The sequence below is a fragment of the Brevundimonas sp. UBA5713 genome (genome assembly GCF_002419815.1).
Taxonomy (GTDB): domain Bacteria; phylum Pseudomonadota; class Alphaproteobacteria; order Caulobacterales; family Caulobacteraceae; genus Brevundimonas.
In genome coordinates, this window is sequence record NZ_DIGV01000027.1 from 183,534 (window position 1) to 199,680 (window position 16,147).

Annotated in this window: 9 protein-coding genes; 8 read left to right on the top strand and 1 reads right to left on the bottom strand. The window is 61.1% G+C overall.

What is annotated here, in order from left to right; translation table 11 throughout:
• Positions 1-18 precede the first annotated feature (18 nt).
• Positions 19-684: a metal-dependent transcriptional regulator gene (locus tag B3B04_RS07105; protein ID WP_292041394.1), complete on the bottom strand. Its 666-nt coding sequence runs from the start codon at positions 682-684 to the stop codon at positions 19-21.
• 119 nt (positions 685-803) lie between these two features.
• Between B3B04_RS07105 and B3B04_RS07110 the strand changes: the two genes are divergently transcribed.
• The 8 genes from B3B04_RS07110 (at position 804) to B3B04_RS07145 (ending at position 16,140) form a co-directional block, all read left to right on the top strand.
• Positions 804-2,921 (top strand): TonB-dependent receptor plug domain-containing protein, encoded by a 2,118-nt coding sequence (locus tag B3B04_RS07110; RefSeq protein WP_292041396.1) that lies wholly within the window; start codon positions 804-806, stop codon positions 2,919-2,921.
• Entirely contained in the window at positions 2,908-3,420 is a 513-nt protein-coding gene (locus B3B04_RS07115; RefSeq protein WP_292041397.1) for a thioredoxin-like domain-containing protein, read from the top strand. Before B3B04_RS07110 ends, B3B04_RS07115 begins: the two co-directional genes overlap by 14 nt.
• 174 nt (positions 3,421-3,594) lie before the next feature.
• Entirely contained in the window at positions 3,595-5,967 is a 2,373-nt protein-coding gene (locus tag B3B04_RS07120; RefSeq protein ID WP_292041400.1) for a TonB-dependent receptor plug domain-containing protein, read from the top strand.
• A gap of 71 nt (positions 5,968-6,038) precedes the next feature.
• On the top strand, positions 6,039-7,298 hold the full coding sequence (locus B3B04_RS07125; RefSeq protein WP_292041402.1) for an aminotransferase class V-fold PLP-dependent enzyme: 1,260 nt from the start codon (positions 6,039-6,041) through the stop codon (positions 7,296-7,298).
• A gap of 143 nt (positions 7,299-7,441) precedes the next feature.
• Positions 7,442-9,964 (top strand): TonB-dependent receptor, encoded by a 2,523-nt coding sequence (locus B3B04_RS07130; RefSeq protein ID WP_292041404.1) that lies wholly within the window; start codon positions 7,442-7,444, stop codon positions 9,962-9,964.
• A 13-nt stretch (positions 9,965-9,977) separates the two neighbouring features.
• Entirely contained in the window at positions 9,978-11,663 is a 1,686-nt protein-coding gene (locus B3B04_RS07135; protein ID WP_292041406.1) for an alkaline phosphatase D family protein, read from the top strand.
• Positions 11,664-11,852: 189 nt separating this feature from the next.
• Positions 11,853-13,028, top strand: a complete 1,176-nt coding sequence (locus B3B04_RS07140) for a hypothetical protein (RefSeq protein ID WP_292041407.1) — start codon at positions 11,853-11,855, stop codon at positions 13,026-13,028.
• 67 nt (positions 13,029-13,095) lie between these two features.
• Entirely contained in the window at positions 13,096-16,140 is a 3,045-nt protein-coding gene (locus tag B3B04_RS07145) for a TonB-dependent receptor (RefSeq protein ID WP_292041408.1), read from the top strand.
• Positions 16,141-16,147 lie beyond the last annotated feature (7 nt).

Consider the following 16,147-nt stretch of genomic DNA (forward strand, 5'->3'; position numbering starts at 1 on the left):
CGGCGCTTTCCGGCGGGGCTATTGCACGATGATTTTGTGCGCCAAAGACAGGCCCAGCGTACTGCTGTCGCCTTGCTTGGCCAGCGTAATGGTTTCGCGCTGAAAATCCCTGTTGGCGACCGTGACTTTCTGGCCCGGTACCAGACCCTCGGCGGTAATCAGACGCAGAAAGTCGGGGTTCTGGTCCATGACCCGCACGATCGACAGTTCAACGTTCATCTCACAGTCCAGCAGGGTGGTTCGGGCCGGATTTTCATCATGGTCGACCGTTCCGCATTGGGGGATGGGGTCACCGTGTGGATCGACAAGGGGATTGCCCAGCAGGTGGTCGATCCGTTCCAGCACGCGATCGGACACGGCGTGTTCCAGACGCTCGGCCTCTTCATGCACAACTGTCCAGTCCAGACCGAGGGTCTCCACCAAGAACAGTTCCAGCAGACGGTGCCGTCTCAGAACATGCAGGGCCAGTTCCATCCCCTGCGCCGTCAGCTTGGCTCCGCGTCGTGATTCATGTTCGACAAGCCCCGCTGCGGCGAGGGTTTTCAACATGCTGGTCGCAGTCCCCGGCGTGACGCCCATGGAGAGCGCCAGACGGCCCGTCGAAACCATGCCGGCCGCGTTATCGGGATGGGTCTGATCCAGATAAATGCGTTTCAGATAATTTTCGACTGCACTGCTGGTCACATCGGGCCTCACGGAATCTGGCCACCATCCTAGCCCGATCCGCAGCTCTCCGCGAGGACAAGGTGCCGCACCGCGATTTTGAATTTGATCAATCAAAATAAGATTGTTCATATGTCAAAATGAATCACAAACGTCGTCTTGGCTCGACAGCCGCCTTCAGTATTTTCGCTGTGTCTTTGTGCAGCGTGCCGACCTTGGCCTTGGCCGATGATCAGGTGGTCATTGACGAAGTGGTGGTGACCGGCACGCGAAGCGCGCGCACCCAGCGCGAAGCTCCGATCCGCACCGATGTGGTGGGTTATACGGTGCTGCAATACGCCGCCCCGAAGACGCTGGCCGACGCGCTGGAGTTCCTCCCCGGAGCCCGTGCCGAGAACAACTGCCAGAACTGCAACACCACCGAGATCCAGCTTCTGGGGCTACCGGGGGCCTATAACCAGATCCTGTTTGACGGCCTGCCGATGATGTCCGGCGTGGCCGCTGTCTACGGTGTGGAGCAGGTACCCGCCGTCTTGATCGACCGTATCGAGGTCGTGAAGGGTGGTGCGTCGGCACTCTACGGTCCGGGCGCGGTGGCCGGCGTGGTCAATGTGTTGCCCAAGATACCCGAGCGTTCCGGTACGCGGGTCTCTGCCGGACTGGATCGCGCGGGCAATGCGTCGATATGGAATTTGTCTGCGGCCCAATCTTGGGTGTCCGAGGCAACCGACACCTACACCACGCTGTATGGCCAGTTCGAGGACGGACAGGCGCTGGACCTGAACAGCGACGGTTTTTCCGAGATCGGTGTGCGCCAGCAGGCCATCCTCGGTTTGCGCTCGTCAATCGCCCTGTCGGGCCGTTCGCGTCTTAATCTCGACTATCAGTATGTAAGCGAAGATCGTCGCGGGGGCGATGCGCTGGAACGGGCCCCGCACGAGGCCCGAATTGCCGAGGCTCTGGAAACCTCGATCCATCGCGGGTCACTGGAATATGTCTACACGCCCGATGCCGTGACATCGGTCAACGCCGTCGTTTCCTATGCGGGGCTGGACAGGTCCAGCTATTACGGGGGGCTCGGAGGCGTTGTGCTGGACGTTTCGCATCCGGACTTTGACCCTGCAGAGGCCGAACAGGCCAGAGCCGACGCGCGGAACATGTATGGCCGCACGACGAACGACCTCTGGTTCGGCGAGCTGCGAGGCCAGACAACGGTCGGTGCCCACGCGCTCGCGGCGGGTATCCAGTATCGTCAGGAAGATGTGGTCGACGACAATCTGGACGCCGAGGGGGCGTGGCTGGCGCGACTGAATGCGGGGCGGTTCCGCAACACGGGCGTGTTCGTTCAAGACGAGTGGAGCCTGTCCAGCCAGTTCAAACTGATCGCCGGCCTGCGGGCCGACAAGAACTCGGAACTGGAGGAGGTTGTCCTATCGCCGCGCCTGGGACTGTGGTGGTCGCCCGCCAGCACGTGGGTCGTGCGTGCCAACTATTCCAGCGGCTTCAGGGCCCCTGAACTGTTCAGCGAGGACGTGCACGTCGAAACACTGGGGGGCGAGCCGGTCCGCATTGTCAACGCTGACGATCTGGATCCTGAAAAGGCCCGATCCTTCTCGCTAGGTTTTGACTGGCGTCCGCTATGGAACGACGTTGCGGTTTCTGTCGATGGTCAGGTCTATCTGACAGAGTTGAAGGATGCCTTTGCCCTGGGCGAGATTACCTCTTCCGAAGAAGGCCTCTACCAGCTTCGATCCAATACCAGCGGAGCACGCGTTGCGGGCGTCGAGCTGAATGCAAACTGGCGCGTGCGCAAAAATATTCAGGTCACTGCGGGTCTGGCTTGGCTCAATGCCAGTTACGACGAGGCCCAAACCCTGTTTGACGACGAAGAGGGGACTTTGGTTCAGTCACGCCGCTTTATGAAGGCTCCGCGGCTGACGGCCGTGGCGCAGGGCATCTGGAACATCTCGTCCGACTGGGATGGCTATGTGGCGGTTCGCCATACGGGACCGATGAAGGTGCTGAACAACAATACGGGCCGTCTTGAAACGACGCCGGATTTCTTCATCGCCGATGTCAGCCTGACACGTCACATCCATACGCCGGACGGCAAAGAGTTCGATGTGACCTTTGGTATCAAGAACCTGTTTGATCAAAGACAGGACGACCTCGAGAGCGGTCCTGATCGGGACGCGACCTATGTGTATGGGCCGCGCGTGCCGCGCAGCGCCTTTATCCGTCTGAATGCTGCATTCTAGGCGCGAGATTGTCGCCGGATTGGGGGCCGCCGCCGTGGTCCCCGATACGCCGCGCGACTTCGGGGGGCTGGCAGGCCAGAGCTATCTGCGTCTGGGGCGCAGCGGTCCTGTGGCGGCGCGGCTGGAGACCTCGGTCGATTATCTGTTGATCTACTACGGGGCCGCATGGTGTGGGCCGTGCCGGATATTTCTGCCGACCCTTAAAGCAGCCTACCCCTCGCTCGCCGGGGGGCGCCACCGGACCGAAGTGGTCTATGTCGGTGATGACAACAGCCACGCGGCGACGCTGGACTATGCGTCCCAGACTGGCATGCCGTGGCTGATTGTCCCTCATGCCATGGCGCGCCGATCCCGCTTTCTTGCACGGCTCAGGGGCCGTTCCCTTCCGGGGATGGTACTTTTGAACCGTAATGGCGGCATAGAGACCACCAGTTGGGCGCGGCCAGATGATAGCCGCCCCTATCAGGCGCTGGAGCGTATATTGGCCAAGGTCCGGTGACCGGGCGAACGCTTCACGCGAAAGGCTGGGCAGCTGAAAGCCTGATCACGCACACGGAATATACGTCACATTCCCATCGATCTTTGTTCTTCAAATAGACAGACATCCATGGCCGAGCTGACATGAAGGGGCGTTAGCCCAGCCTCCTCGATTGAGGGGGATGTGGTGTCTGTCGTGAAACGTAATCTGTTCGTATCTGTCGCTGTGGTCGCCGGTATGATGCCGGGGCTGGGATGGGCTTCGGTCATCGAGGCGGGGCAACAGTCCGACGAGAAAAAGGACGCCCATCAGGTCGGCGAAGTGGTCGTGACCGGCACGCGCCAGACCGCCCGCACCGCCGCACAGACCCTGTCGCCGGTCGATGTGCTTTCGCAGGAAGAGATCCGCGAGACCGTCTCGGGTGATCTTCAGGATACGCTGACGCTGCTGGCACCCTCGTTCAATGTCCAGCGCCAGCACGCCGATCCGCCCGCCTTCGTGCGCCCGACGACCATGCGGGGCATGCCGGGCAAGTATACGCTGGCGCTGGTCAATGGCCGCCGGTACCACAACTCGGCCTATGGTCAGGCCCCTGACCTGTCCAGCATTCCGACGGCCTCCATCCGCCGCACCGAAATCCTGCGTGACGGGGCCTCTGCGCAGTATGGTTCGGACGCGCTGGCCGGTGTCATCAACGTCATTCTGGATGATCGTCCGGGCCTTCGTGCCTTCAGCCAGTATTCGCAATACTATGAAGGCGACGGCGAAGAGTTCCGTATCGGTGTCGGCGGGGGTGTGAATCTGTCTGACCGCGGCACCCTCAGCGGCGCGCTGGAATATAATTCGCAAGGTCGTACAGGCCGTCAGGTCCAGCGACCGGACGCGATCGCCTTCCAGGAGGCCAACCCACATCTGGACGTGCGCGATCCGGTCCAGAAATGGGGCCAACCGGAAGAGGAGCGTATCAAGGGCTCGATCAGCGCAAACTATCGCCTGACCGACAGCCATGAGCTCTACGGCTTTGGCCTGTTCAACGATGCGCATGGTCAGACCGATTTCAACTGGCGCAATCCCGACGCGACCAGCAACGTCTACAAGCCGACCAATGCCTTCCCCGGCTTTTCGTTCAGGGACGTGTTTCCGGCCGGTTTCACCCCGCAGCTTAAGTCCGATATTCAGGACTATCAGTTCGCCGGTGGTCTACGCGGTGATCTGGCCCGGAACCTGACCTATGATGTGGCAGCCAGTTGGGGCCGTAGCCGCGTGGCCTTTGATCTGGACGACACGGTGAACGCCTCGATGGGGCCGGACAGCCCGACCGACTTCTTCCTTGGCCGTGAGTATCAGGACGATTTCGTCCTGAGTGCCGACCTTGTCTATCAGCTGGATCTTGGCCTGACCGAACCGGTGAACATTGCCTTTGGTGCCGAGACGCGCCTGCTGACCTATGGGGTCGAGCAGGGCGACGAGGCGTCATGGAAGATCGGGGCAGGGGCGGCCGAGGGTCTGGCCGTGGGGGCCAATGGCATGCCCGGATATGGGCCGGGCAAGGCCGGTGAGTGGGATGCACGCTCCTCGGCCGTCTATGTCGATGTTGAGCTGAAACCGATCGAGCCGCTGACGCTGGGTGTGGCTGTACGCTATGAGGATCACGATGCCTTTGGCGGCACGACCAACTACCGTCTGGCCGCGCGATATGCGCTGACGCCGGCTCTGGCCGTGCGCGGCACCTATTCGACAGGCTTCCGCGCGCCCAAGCCGTTTGATCTTTACTCGTCGGCCTTCAGCCAGAGTCTGAATATGACCAATGGCTCGGTGAACAACAGTGGTCGTCTGACGGTGGACGATCCGCTGGCTGTCGCACTGGGGGCCAAGCCTTTGCGTCCAGAAACGACCAAGAACAGCGCTGTGGGTCTGGTTTATGCCAACCACGGTCTGACACTCAGCGTGGACTATTACCGCATCGATTCCGAAGATCGTTTGACCACCTTCTCGACCACGGTGCCGGAATGGGCCGACAACCCGAACAACTTCACCTCGCTCAGCTATTTCATGAATGCCTATGAGGCGAGTACGCAAGGTGTGGACATTGTGGCGGCCTATCGCCGCGACATCGGTCCGGGTCGCTTCAACACCAGCATTTCTTACAACAAGAACGAGACCGAGATCACCGACGACCGTCTGGCTCCGCTTAATCCGCTGAACAAGGAGTTGTTCGCGCGGCGCTCGATGCCGGGGGCAGGCGCGTCGTGGAGCGTCGGCTATGATCTGGGGCGTTTCGGCGTCGATTTACGCGCCCGTTACTATGGGGACTGGATCGATACCGGTACCGATCCGGACGATGCCGAGCGGCTGTGGCAGGAGTTCGATCCGATGACACTGGTCAATCTGACGGTGTCGTACGACTTCGCTAACGGTGTGAACCTCAAGGCGGGTGCCGAGAACATTTTCAACACCTATCCGGAGCGCGCAACACGCGATGCCAACCGTGGCCTGCTGTACTCGCGCAGCGCGCCGTTTGACACCGATGGCGGTCAGTTCTGGGTGCGCCTGGGCTATAATTTCTGATAGCGCAGTCCGAGTGAGTGTCGGCCCGCGTGTGAGGACGTGCGGGCCGATGTCCCGTGGAGGGGATGGCAATGTTTGATCTGAACCGACGCAGTCTGCTGGGGGCGGGGATAGCGACCAGCACCGGCACGATGGCGGCCAAGGCGCATGCCGATATGCTGATGACCAGTCAGGATAGCGAACGGTTCTGGCAACAGGTCGCCAGCCAGTTCGATGCCACGCGCGAGGTCATCCATCTGGAAAACGGTAACTGGGGGATGATGCCGCGCCCCGTGCGCGACGCCTACATCGCCCATCTGGACCGCGTGAACCGCGACACCAGCTACTATGGCCGTCGCGGCATGGGGCGAGACATGGCCGCTGTGCGGGACCGGCTGGCGCGCGTGATGGCCGTGCCAGCCGAAGAAATCGCCTTTACCCGCAATGCCACCGAGGCGCTGAAGGCGCTGATTGGCGGATATAACCAGCTGAAACCGGGCGATGTGATCCTCTACGCCAACCTTGATTATGACAGTATGCAAGGGGCGATGGAGGGGCTGGCGCGCAAGGCGGAGGCGCAGTGCGTAACCCTGACCCTGCCACAACCGGCCACGCGTCAGTCGCTGATTGATGCCTACGCCGAGGCCTTCAATGCACATCCCCGCCTCAAGCTGGTGCTGCTGACCCATTTGAGCCACCGGACCGGACTGGTACTACCGGTGCGCGAGATTGCGGCACTGGCGCGGACGCGCGGGATAGATGTGATCGTGGACGCCGCCCATAGCTGGAGACAGCTGGATTTTGATCTGGCGGATCTGGATTGCGATTTTGTCGGGCTGAACGGCCATAAGTGGCTGGCTGCGCCGTTGGGCGTCGGCATCCTGCACATTCGCGAAAGTGCGCTTCAAAAGATCGACCGTGATATCTCCGCCACCATCGAAGGGCCGGAAACGATCGGCCAGCGCCTTGGCACAGGCACGCTGAACGGTGCTGCATTCCTGACGGTCCCCGCGGCTCTGGATTTTGACGAAGCCATCGGCCTGCCCCTCAAGGCCAAGCGCCTCCGCGACCTGCGCGACCGGTGGGTGCATCAGGTTGCGGATATCCCGCAGATCGAGGTGCTGACGCCGAACGATCCAGCCCTTTACGGCGCGATCACCTCTTTTCGATTGCGCGGCAACGATGGGCCCGTAGCCACCGACGATTTGGCACGGAGACTGTTAGAGCAGCACCGCATTTTCACCGTCGCGCGCGACATGGGGGGCAGTCGCTGCATCCGTATTACGCCCGCCCTGTTCAATACAATGGCGGACATGGATGCCCTCGCGCGGGCCTTGCGCGCGCAGGTCTAGGTTCTTCGAGCAAGGTTTGCGGGTATACGGATCAACCGTAACCTATCTGAAAAATCACTGTTATATTGCGGTATTCGCATCGTCTTTGTCGTTACACGGACGCTGTTTAGCTGTCGGCCCCTCTCATTCCGGAAGGGGACTGCATGCGTATTTTGGCCACCAAGACAATGTTGCTGGCGGGGGCGGCGGCCCTGTCGCTCTGTGCGGGTCAGGCGTTTGCTAACGAGGTCGCCGATAGCGGTCAGGATCGCTCGACCAATCTTGGCGAGATTGTTGTCACGGCCCAGTTGCGCGCGCAGGATCCTATCGAGGTTCCCTTTGCGCTGACCGCCTATAACGGCCAGTTCCTGAAGGATCTTGGCATTCAGGAGTTCGAACAGCTTTCGAGCTTCGTGCCGGGCTTCCTCGTGCAGAACCAGTCGCCGAACAATCCGGGCTTTGTGATGCGCGGCATCACCTCGGACTCGGGCGCAGCCACCGCCGAGCCGCGCGTGTCGGTTTATCAGGACGGTGTGTCGATTTCGAAATCGCGCGGCTCCTATGTCGAACTGTTCGATCTGGAACGCGTCGAAGTGGCCAAGGGGCCGCAATCGACCCTCTATGGCCGTGGCGCTCTGATCGGTGCGGTGAACCTCGTGCAGAACCGCGCCCGTCTGGGTCAGTATGACGCCGAGGGCCGCGCCGAGGTTGGCAACTATGATTATCGCTCGGTCGAAGGTTTCGTGAACCTGCCGGTCGGTGAGGACTTCGCACTGCGTCTGGCCACGCGCATGAAGACCCGCGATGGCACGGTCGATAACCTGAACGGCGGCGACGACTATAATGGTATCGAGACCCAGGCCTTCCGCGTGTCGGCAGGCTGGATGCCGACCGATGCCGTGCGCGTCGACCTGATCGCCAACTACCAAACGGACGATGCCTCTGGCACCTCGTTTAAATCGGTCCACTATGACCCGACCAATCCGCAAACCGGTCAGGTTCTGGGTGGTCGCGCCCCGTGGGAAGGCGCAGCCCTGACGCCGGGCGGGGCCTTTGACGGCGGTAAGGCGCTGGGTCTGGACCGCGAGGTCTGGGGCGTGACGGGCCTGATCAAATGGGACCTGTCGCCGAACATGACGCTGAACTCGACCACGGCCTATCGTCAGTTCGACAGCTACGAGACATTTGATCCCGACGGCATTTCCCTGCCGCTGCTTATCGCTGCCGAAGAGGCCTATGGCGAGCAGTGGAGCCAGGAGCTGCGCCTGAACTTTGAAGTGAATGACCGACTGTCCGGCTTTGTCAGCGCAGGCTATTTCAAGGAAGAAGGCTATCAGCGCACTCCGACCCAGTTCGACGAGCGTATCGCGCTGGCGCAACTGGCGGGCTTGCTGGACGGTAATCCGGCTGGCGTTGGCCATAACACCCTGCCGCAAGCGGCCTATCCCAGCGTGGTCGGCCTGTTCCTGCAAAGCACGCTGAGCCCGATGGGCGCGGGCGCGCTGGTTCCTGCACTGGTGGGTAACCTGAACCCCACCCACATCGAGACCCCGACCAACGCCAGCGAACTGACTTCGTTTGACCTGTTCGGTGATCTGACCTTCAAGGCGACCGACCGCCTCGAGTTCTCAGGTGGTGTTCGCTATACCCGCGATGAGAAGACGACCGGATACGCCTCTTCGGTGGATCGCCGCTCGGTAGCCGGTGGCCTGCTCGCGATCATTCAAGGTGGTGTTCCTGCGGCTCAGGTGCCGACCCTGTTGGGAGCTCTGGCCAATCCGGCCATTGGCCAACTGCCGGCCAGCATGGTGCCGCTGTTCGGTATCACCGCCCAACCGACCGCCAATAACGGTGACTTCATCTATGCCGACCATGAGGACGATGGTTTCACATGGCGTCTGACGGGCCGTTATGCCCTGTCGGATGATGCCAGCATTTACGCCAACTATGCGCGTGGCCGTCGCCCCGAGGTCCTGAGCGTCGGTGGCCCGTCCGCTCCTCTGGCTGCACCGTCCTTTAAAGTTGTCGAAGCCGAAACGGTCGACAGCTTCGAGATCGGCAGCAAGTTCGCGCTGAATGAAGGTCGTCTGCGCTTCGACGTGGCGGGCTTCTACTATGCCTATGACAACTTCCAGACCACGGTTCAGGAAGGCACCCGCTTTGTCACCACCAATGCGGGCGAGGCAACATCGTACGGTTTTGAGACGCAAGTCTTCTGGGCCGCTCATGATGCGCTGGATGTCTTTGCCACCTATGGCTGGAACCATTCGCGCTTTGATACCGGCATCTATGACGGCAACCACTTCCGCCTGTCGCCGGACCACATGGCGTCGATCGGTGCGACCTGGCGCATAGCCGCAAGCAACGGCACCATCGAGGTCCAGCCCACCTATACGTGGCAATCGAAGGTCTTCTTCGACGACAACAACGACATTCCGGCCCTGCAGACCCAGAACTTCGTCGCCGATCTGGTGCAGGACGAATATCAGGACGCCGATGGCCTGTTGAACCTGCGTGTCCGTTATCAGCCGGCTTCGGGTAACTGGGGCGTCGAGGCGTTCGGCGAAAACCTGCTGGACGAAGAATATATCAAGGACGCGGGCAATACGGGTGATGCCCTTGGTCTGCCGACCTTCATCGCCGGTCGCCCGACGACCTACGGCGTTGCCTTCACCGTGCGTTACTAAAGGAGCGGCGGGAATGAAAACCAATCGTCGTGGCCTTCTTGGGCTGCTGGGAGCCGGCGCGGCAGGGGGCTATGCCTCCGCCGCCATGGCCAAACAGGCTGCGCAGGTGCGTTTCGAGCATGGGGTTGCCTCGGGCGATCCCTTGAGCGACCGCGTCATCCTGTGGTCGCGTGTTACGCCGCCAGCGGGGCATACCGCTCCGGTTATGGTGCAGTGGCGTGTGTTCGATGCGGCGACCGATCAGATTGTGGCCAATGGCTCGATCCAAACGGGTCGCGAGCGTGACTATACGATCAAGATCGACGCGACGGGCCTGAAGCCTGCGACCGACTATCGCTTCCAGTTCTTTGCAGGCGAAGTGGCATCACCTGTCGGCCGCACGCGGACGCTGGCGGCGGATGGCGTGCGACCGGTCAATCTGGCGGTGGTGTCCTGCCAGCTCTATCCGGGCGGTCTGTTCAATGCCTATGAGGCCATTGCTGCCATGCCGGAACTGGATGCCGTGGTGCATCTGGGCGACTATATCTACGAGTATGGAGCCTCGGACAGCGACTATGGCATGGCCACTGGTCAGCGTCTGAACCGCGTTCCCGAACCGGCGCATGAAATCCTCAGCCTGTCGGATTATCGCATCCGCCACGCCCAGTATAAGTCGGACGCCGACCTGCAGGCGGCACACGCACGGGCTCCGTTCATCTGCGTCTGGGACGACCACGAAACGGCTAATGACGCCTGGCTGCACGGCGCAGAGAACCATCAGCCTGACAGCGAAGGGGCCTTTGCCGACCGCAAGGCCAATGCGCTTAAGGCCTATTATGAGTGGATGCCGATCCGCGAGGCCGCTGCCGGTAAGCTGCCCGAAGCGATCAACCGCAGCTTCCATTTCGGTGATCTGGCCTCCCTGCTGATGGTCGAGACCCGCCTGACGGGCCGCATCAAGGCGCTAGCCTATGAGAGCGATCTAACCGCCAAGAATGGGCCGGACGGCGAGCCTGTTCTGGACCTTGAAGCCTTTGCGGCCCTGCGCAACGATCCGGCGCGCGGCCTGATGTCGGGCGAACAGCACGATTGGCTGCGCTCTGAACTGAAGGCCTCCAAGGCCAGCGGCAAGCGCTGGCAGGTGCTGGGCAATCAGGTGGTGATGGCGCGGGTACAGGGACCCGACGTGTCGAAACTGATGACGCCCGATCAAGTCGCAGGCCTGATGGCGCAGATCCCGGAAGCTTTCCGCGACCAGTTCGAGCAGGCACTGTTCCTGTTCAAAATGGGCATGCCGTTCAACCTCGATGCCTGGGACGGCTATCCTGTTGACCGCGAGCGCCTTTATGCAGATTTCGCAGAGGCCGATGTCCAGCCCATAGTCCTGTCTGGCGACAGCCACGCCTTTTGGGTCAATGACCTGAAAGACGCCTCAGGCCAGAAACGCGCGGTAGAGTTTGGTACCGCAGCGGTGTCCAGTCCTTCTATCGCTGATGTACTGGGCGGTTTCCCGTTGGGGCAGGCCCTGATGCAGGCCAATGACGAAGTGGTTTTCTGCGACCAATCAGCCAAGGGCTTCGTGCATCTGACCCTTCATCCGGAGCATGTTGAAGCCCGCCTCATGAAGGTGTCGACCATTATGGCAAAGCCGTTCGAGACGACGGTTCTGGCAGGGTATCGTGTTGAAAAAACCGGCCAACTGACGCGCCTCCCGGCGTGAGTTTCCTTGGTTGCGCGTCCCTGACCGGTTCATGAACCGGTAAGGGACGCAAGCCCGCATCTCGCGGGTATTTCTTTGAACGGATTAACGGACACGGTTCTTTCGCGCGACTGTCGTTCCGAATTCTCCGAGCTTTGCATTTAGCTTCGTGAACGCTGGCTAAGCGTCGCCTTAGTAGAGGGGGCGTTCATGGTACCGCGTAGCCAGATCAGAGCGATTGTTCCTGCCTTGTTGATCCTCGGGACGTCGCTGGCAGGCACTCAAATTTCTACGGCGGAGGCTCGCGAGATCGCCGCGACAGAGCTGCCTTTGACCCAGAATGGCGGCACATGGGATGCCGGTCATGTGCAGGGCATTGCCGTCGATCGCGTCAACGGCTTCATCTATTATTCCTTCACCGATCTGCTGGCCAAATACGACTTCCAAGGCAATCTCGTCGGGACGCTGGTCGGCTGGAAGGGGCACCTCGGCGATCTGGCGTTGAACCCCGAGAACGGAAAACTCTACGGCTCGCTGGAGTATAAGGCCGACGAGGCCTTCTATGTTGCCGTCATCGATGTAGCGGGGCTGGATCGCGTTGGCGTCTCGGCGGCTGCGTCGCCCCTGTTCCAGACCGTTCATCTCGCAGAGGTGGGCAGGGACTACGCCGCCGACATGGACGGTAATGGCCGGTTTGACGGCAATATCGCCGAGACACCGGATCATCGCTATGGCGCATCGGGCATCGATGGCGTGGCCTTCGGCCCGCGCTTCGGATCAAAAGATGGTCCGCAACTCCTGACCGTGGGCTATGGCATTTATAGCCACACGGGCCGCACCGATAACGATCATCAGGTCCTGCTTCAGTACGATGTGTCGGGCTGGGATGAGCTGGCGCGTCCGTTGGTCGAAAGCCAGCCGCACCGCAGCGGCCCAACAACCCACGACGGCAAGTATTTCGTCCGCACCGGCAACACCACCTATGGCGTGCAGAACTTGGCCTATGACGCCGCCAGCCGGCGCTGGTTCATGGGCGTCTATGCTGGCCGCAAGCCGCACTTTCCGAACTATCTGATGTTTGCCGTCGAGGCGGATGCCCGACCGGTCATGGGCGACCTTGTCGGCGTGCTCGCTGCCGACGGAAACGGCTGGGAGCAGGGGCTGCTGTTGCCGCTCGCCGATGACGGTCTGCGCGATCCCGCTACCGGTATTCGGGGCTGGAACCAGAAATCCGATGTCGGACTGGAGCCTGTCGGGGATGGCCTTTTCTATCTGGCCGTCAACTCCGGCGGTCGCGGTGCCCAGACCGCCGACATCGCCCTGATGCGCTGGACGGGAAATCCCGATCAGCCATTCCTTCCCGTGACACCCCCGACGTCCCGTTGAGGCCAAACCCTGCCTCGGCAGGGCGACCTCTTTCCCGATCCATTTTTCAATCGTTCGAGTGTTTTCAATGAAAGCGCGTTCTTTCCATCTGTCTGGCGTCAGCCTGCGTGCACTTGCCATCCTCTCGTCTGTGACGGCGGCGTGCGCCGTCGCTCTGCCCCAGATCGCGATGGCCGACACGGTCGTGGCACAGTCTCAGGTCGGTACCGGCGCGGTGCGCGGCCGCGTGTTCGACACCGTGTCGGGCGAATATATCCGCAACGCCGAAGTGCGTGTCGCGGGCACCAATATCGTGGCCTATACCGAAGACAGCGGCCTGTTCCGCCTCAGCGGCGTGCCCGCAGGTTCGGCTACGCTGATCGTGCGCTATGCCGGTCTTCAGGATGGCCATGCGGAGGTGACGGTTGCCGCTGGTCAGACCGCAACGGCGGATGTGCAGCTATCCGCCCTGTCGTCGGCGGGCGGTAACTCTGTCGCGACGGTGGACGAGGTTGTGGTCACGGCTGCGCGCGGTGGTCAGGCCAAGGCTCTGATGGAACGCCGCGTGGCCATGAACGCCAAGAACGTGGTGCCTGCCGACAACTTCGGTGCCCTGACCATGGGCGACGTCGGCGAGTTTATGAAGTCCATGCCGGGTCTGTCTCTGGACTATACCGAAGTGGACGCCACGGCGGTGCGCATCGGTGGTCTGCCGCCGAAATATTCGACCTTCACTATGGACGGCGCGCGTATGGCGACGGCTACGTCCAACAACAACTCGGGCCGTCAGAACTCGTTCGAACAGATGTCGATCACCGGCATCGACATGATCGAGCTGAACCACACCCTCTTGGCCAGCATGGATGCGGACTCGCCTGGCGGCAGTATCAATCTGCGCAGCCGCTACGCATTTCAGCTGCCGGAACGCCAGATCCGCTTCCAGCTTGGTGGTGTGGCGACCTCGGATTCGGCCCTGTCGCGTCACTATATGCCCGACGACAAGAAGCACTCCAGCATCTTCCCCTCGGCCCAGTTCAGCTATGCCGACGTCTATATGGACGGCCGTCTGGGTCTGGCTTTCAGCGCCAGCCACAACGCCAACTATGTGCAGCAGGACCGTATCCAGACCGACTGGTCCTATCTGCCCGATGGCACCGTCATTCCGTATCAGGTGATGTGGCGCCCGGGGCCCAAGCTGACCTCGCGGACGGCGGCCAATCTGGCGCTGGACTACCAGTTCACCGACCAGTTGGTGTTCTCGCTGCGCAGCAACTACTCGTTCTATGACGTCGAGTATTTCAACCAGTACACTTATCTGAACTTCGGCACGACCAGCCGCTCCTATGCCACGCCGGACTCGACCGCCACCCGTATCGAGGTCAATCCGGACGGTCGCAACACCCGCCTCTATACCGGCTATTCGCACCGTTACGCCGGTACGCCGACCTATCTGATTGCGCCGAAACTCGAGTACAAGGGCGAGACGTGGGAAGCGGCCCTGCGCGGTAGCCTGTCAGGCGCCGAGTTCAACTTCCGTGACACCAGCAAGGGCTTTTTCCAGCGCACCGACACCCAGCTGACCGGCATCGGCTTCCTGATGGAACGTGACAGCCCGCGCTCGAACGCCTGGTACCTGACACAGACGGCGGGCCGCCCGTGGGGCGATCCGGCCAGCTTCAACCGCGATATGGATATCGGCAACAATATCCGCACGGCAGAGTCCGACGCCAAGAACGAGATGATGTCGCTGAACTTCGATGTGAAGAAGCGCCTCAATCTCGGCAACGTCCAATATACGCTGATGGCCGGCCTCGGCGGCCGTACCAACGATTGGGCCACCAATGAAGGCTCGTGGCAGCAGTTCCAGTACGTGGGCCCGAACGGCGATCTGAGCCAGATGTCGCCAGAGGCCGGTGTGCCTGCCACCCAGAAATACCGCTTTGAAATCATCGGCTTCGATGCGGGCAATATGAACACCCAAGGCTGGCGCGCCGACAGCAACTACGGGATGTACGACATCTATCGCGAGCATCCGGAGTATTTCGTTCCTGATGAAGTGGGCAATCTGAAGCGCCGTCTGGATAACAACAAGCGCGTTCAGGAAGACATCACCTCGGCCTATTTCGAAGGCAACGCCGATGCCGGTCGTGCGCGCTTCAACCTCGGTCTACGCTATGAAAACACCGAGACCGCCGCGCGTGTTGCCGTCATCCGCCCCGTCAAGGAAGTGACGGATGCGGGCCTGTCTGTCAGCACCGTCGAAGGGCTGATGTACCAGTACAACAACGGCACCTATCAAGACCGCAAGGGCCAGTATGATGACTGGTTCTGGAGCGGTGGTGCGAAGTTTGACTTCACCGACCGTCTGGTGGGTCAAGCCTCGTTCAGCCAGTCGATCCTGCGTCCGGACTACGGCAATCTGGGTGGTGTGGTCTCGGTAAATGACGAGACCATGATGGTCACCGTGCCGAACCCCGAGCTGCTGCCGGAGCGTTCGACCAAATACTATCTGAGCCTGCAGTACTATCTGCCCGCCTCGGGCCTGATCGGTCTGTCGGCCTATCAGCTGGATATGGAAGACATGCAGGTCACCGGCATGACGGTGAACCCGGAGGATGTCGGCTTCGATCCGAATGAATATGCGGGCTATACCTTCCGCAGCGCCCAGAACCTGCCGGGCACCAGCACCAATCGCGGCTATGTTGCCGAGTACAACCAGCAACTGAGCTTCCTGCCGGGCGCATGGAAGGGTCTGGGTGTGAATGCCTCGATCACCTATCTGGATCCGGATGGCGAGCGTCAGGGCACGCCGAAACAGTCGGCCAACTGGGGCGTGCGCTACCAGATCGGCCGTTTTGACTTCAACCTGAATGGCAACTGGCAGTCGAAGTACCGTGTCAGCGGTCTGAACAACACCCCGACCACGCCCAACAACGGCATCCTGTACCATACCGCCCGCGAGCTGTGGAATGTCAGCGTCAACTACAAGATCAACGACCACTTCGATCTGATGCTGGCTGGTCGCAACATCTTCAACTCGCCGGACATCATCTACTCGAACGAGCGTGACCGTGTGCAGCAGTACACCGTCTATGGCTCGATGTGGAACATCGGCATCAAGGGCGTTTTCTAATCCGCTC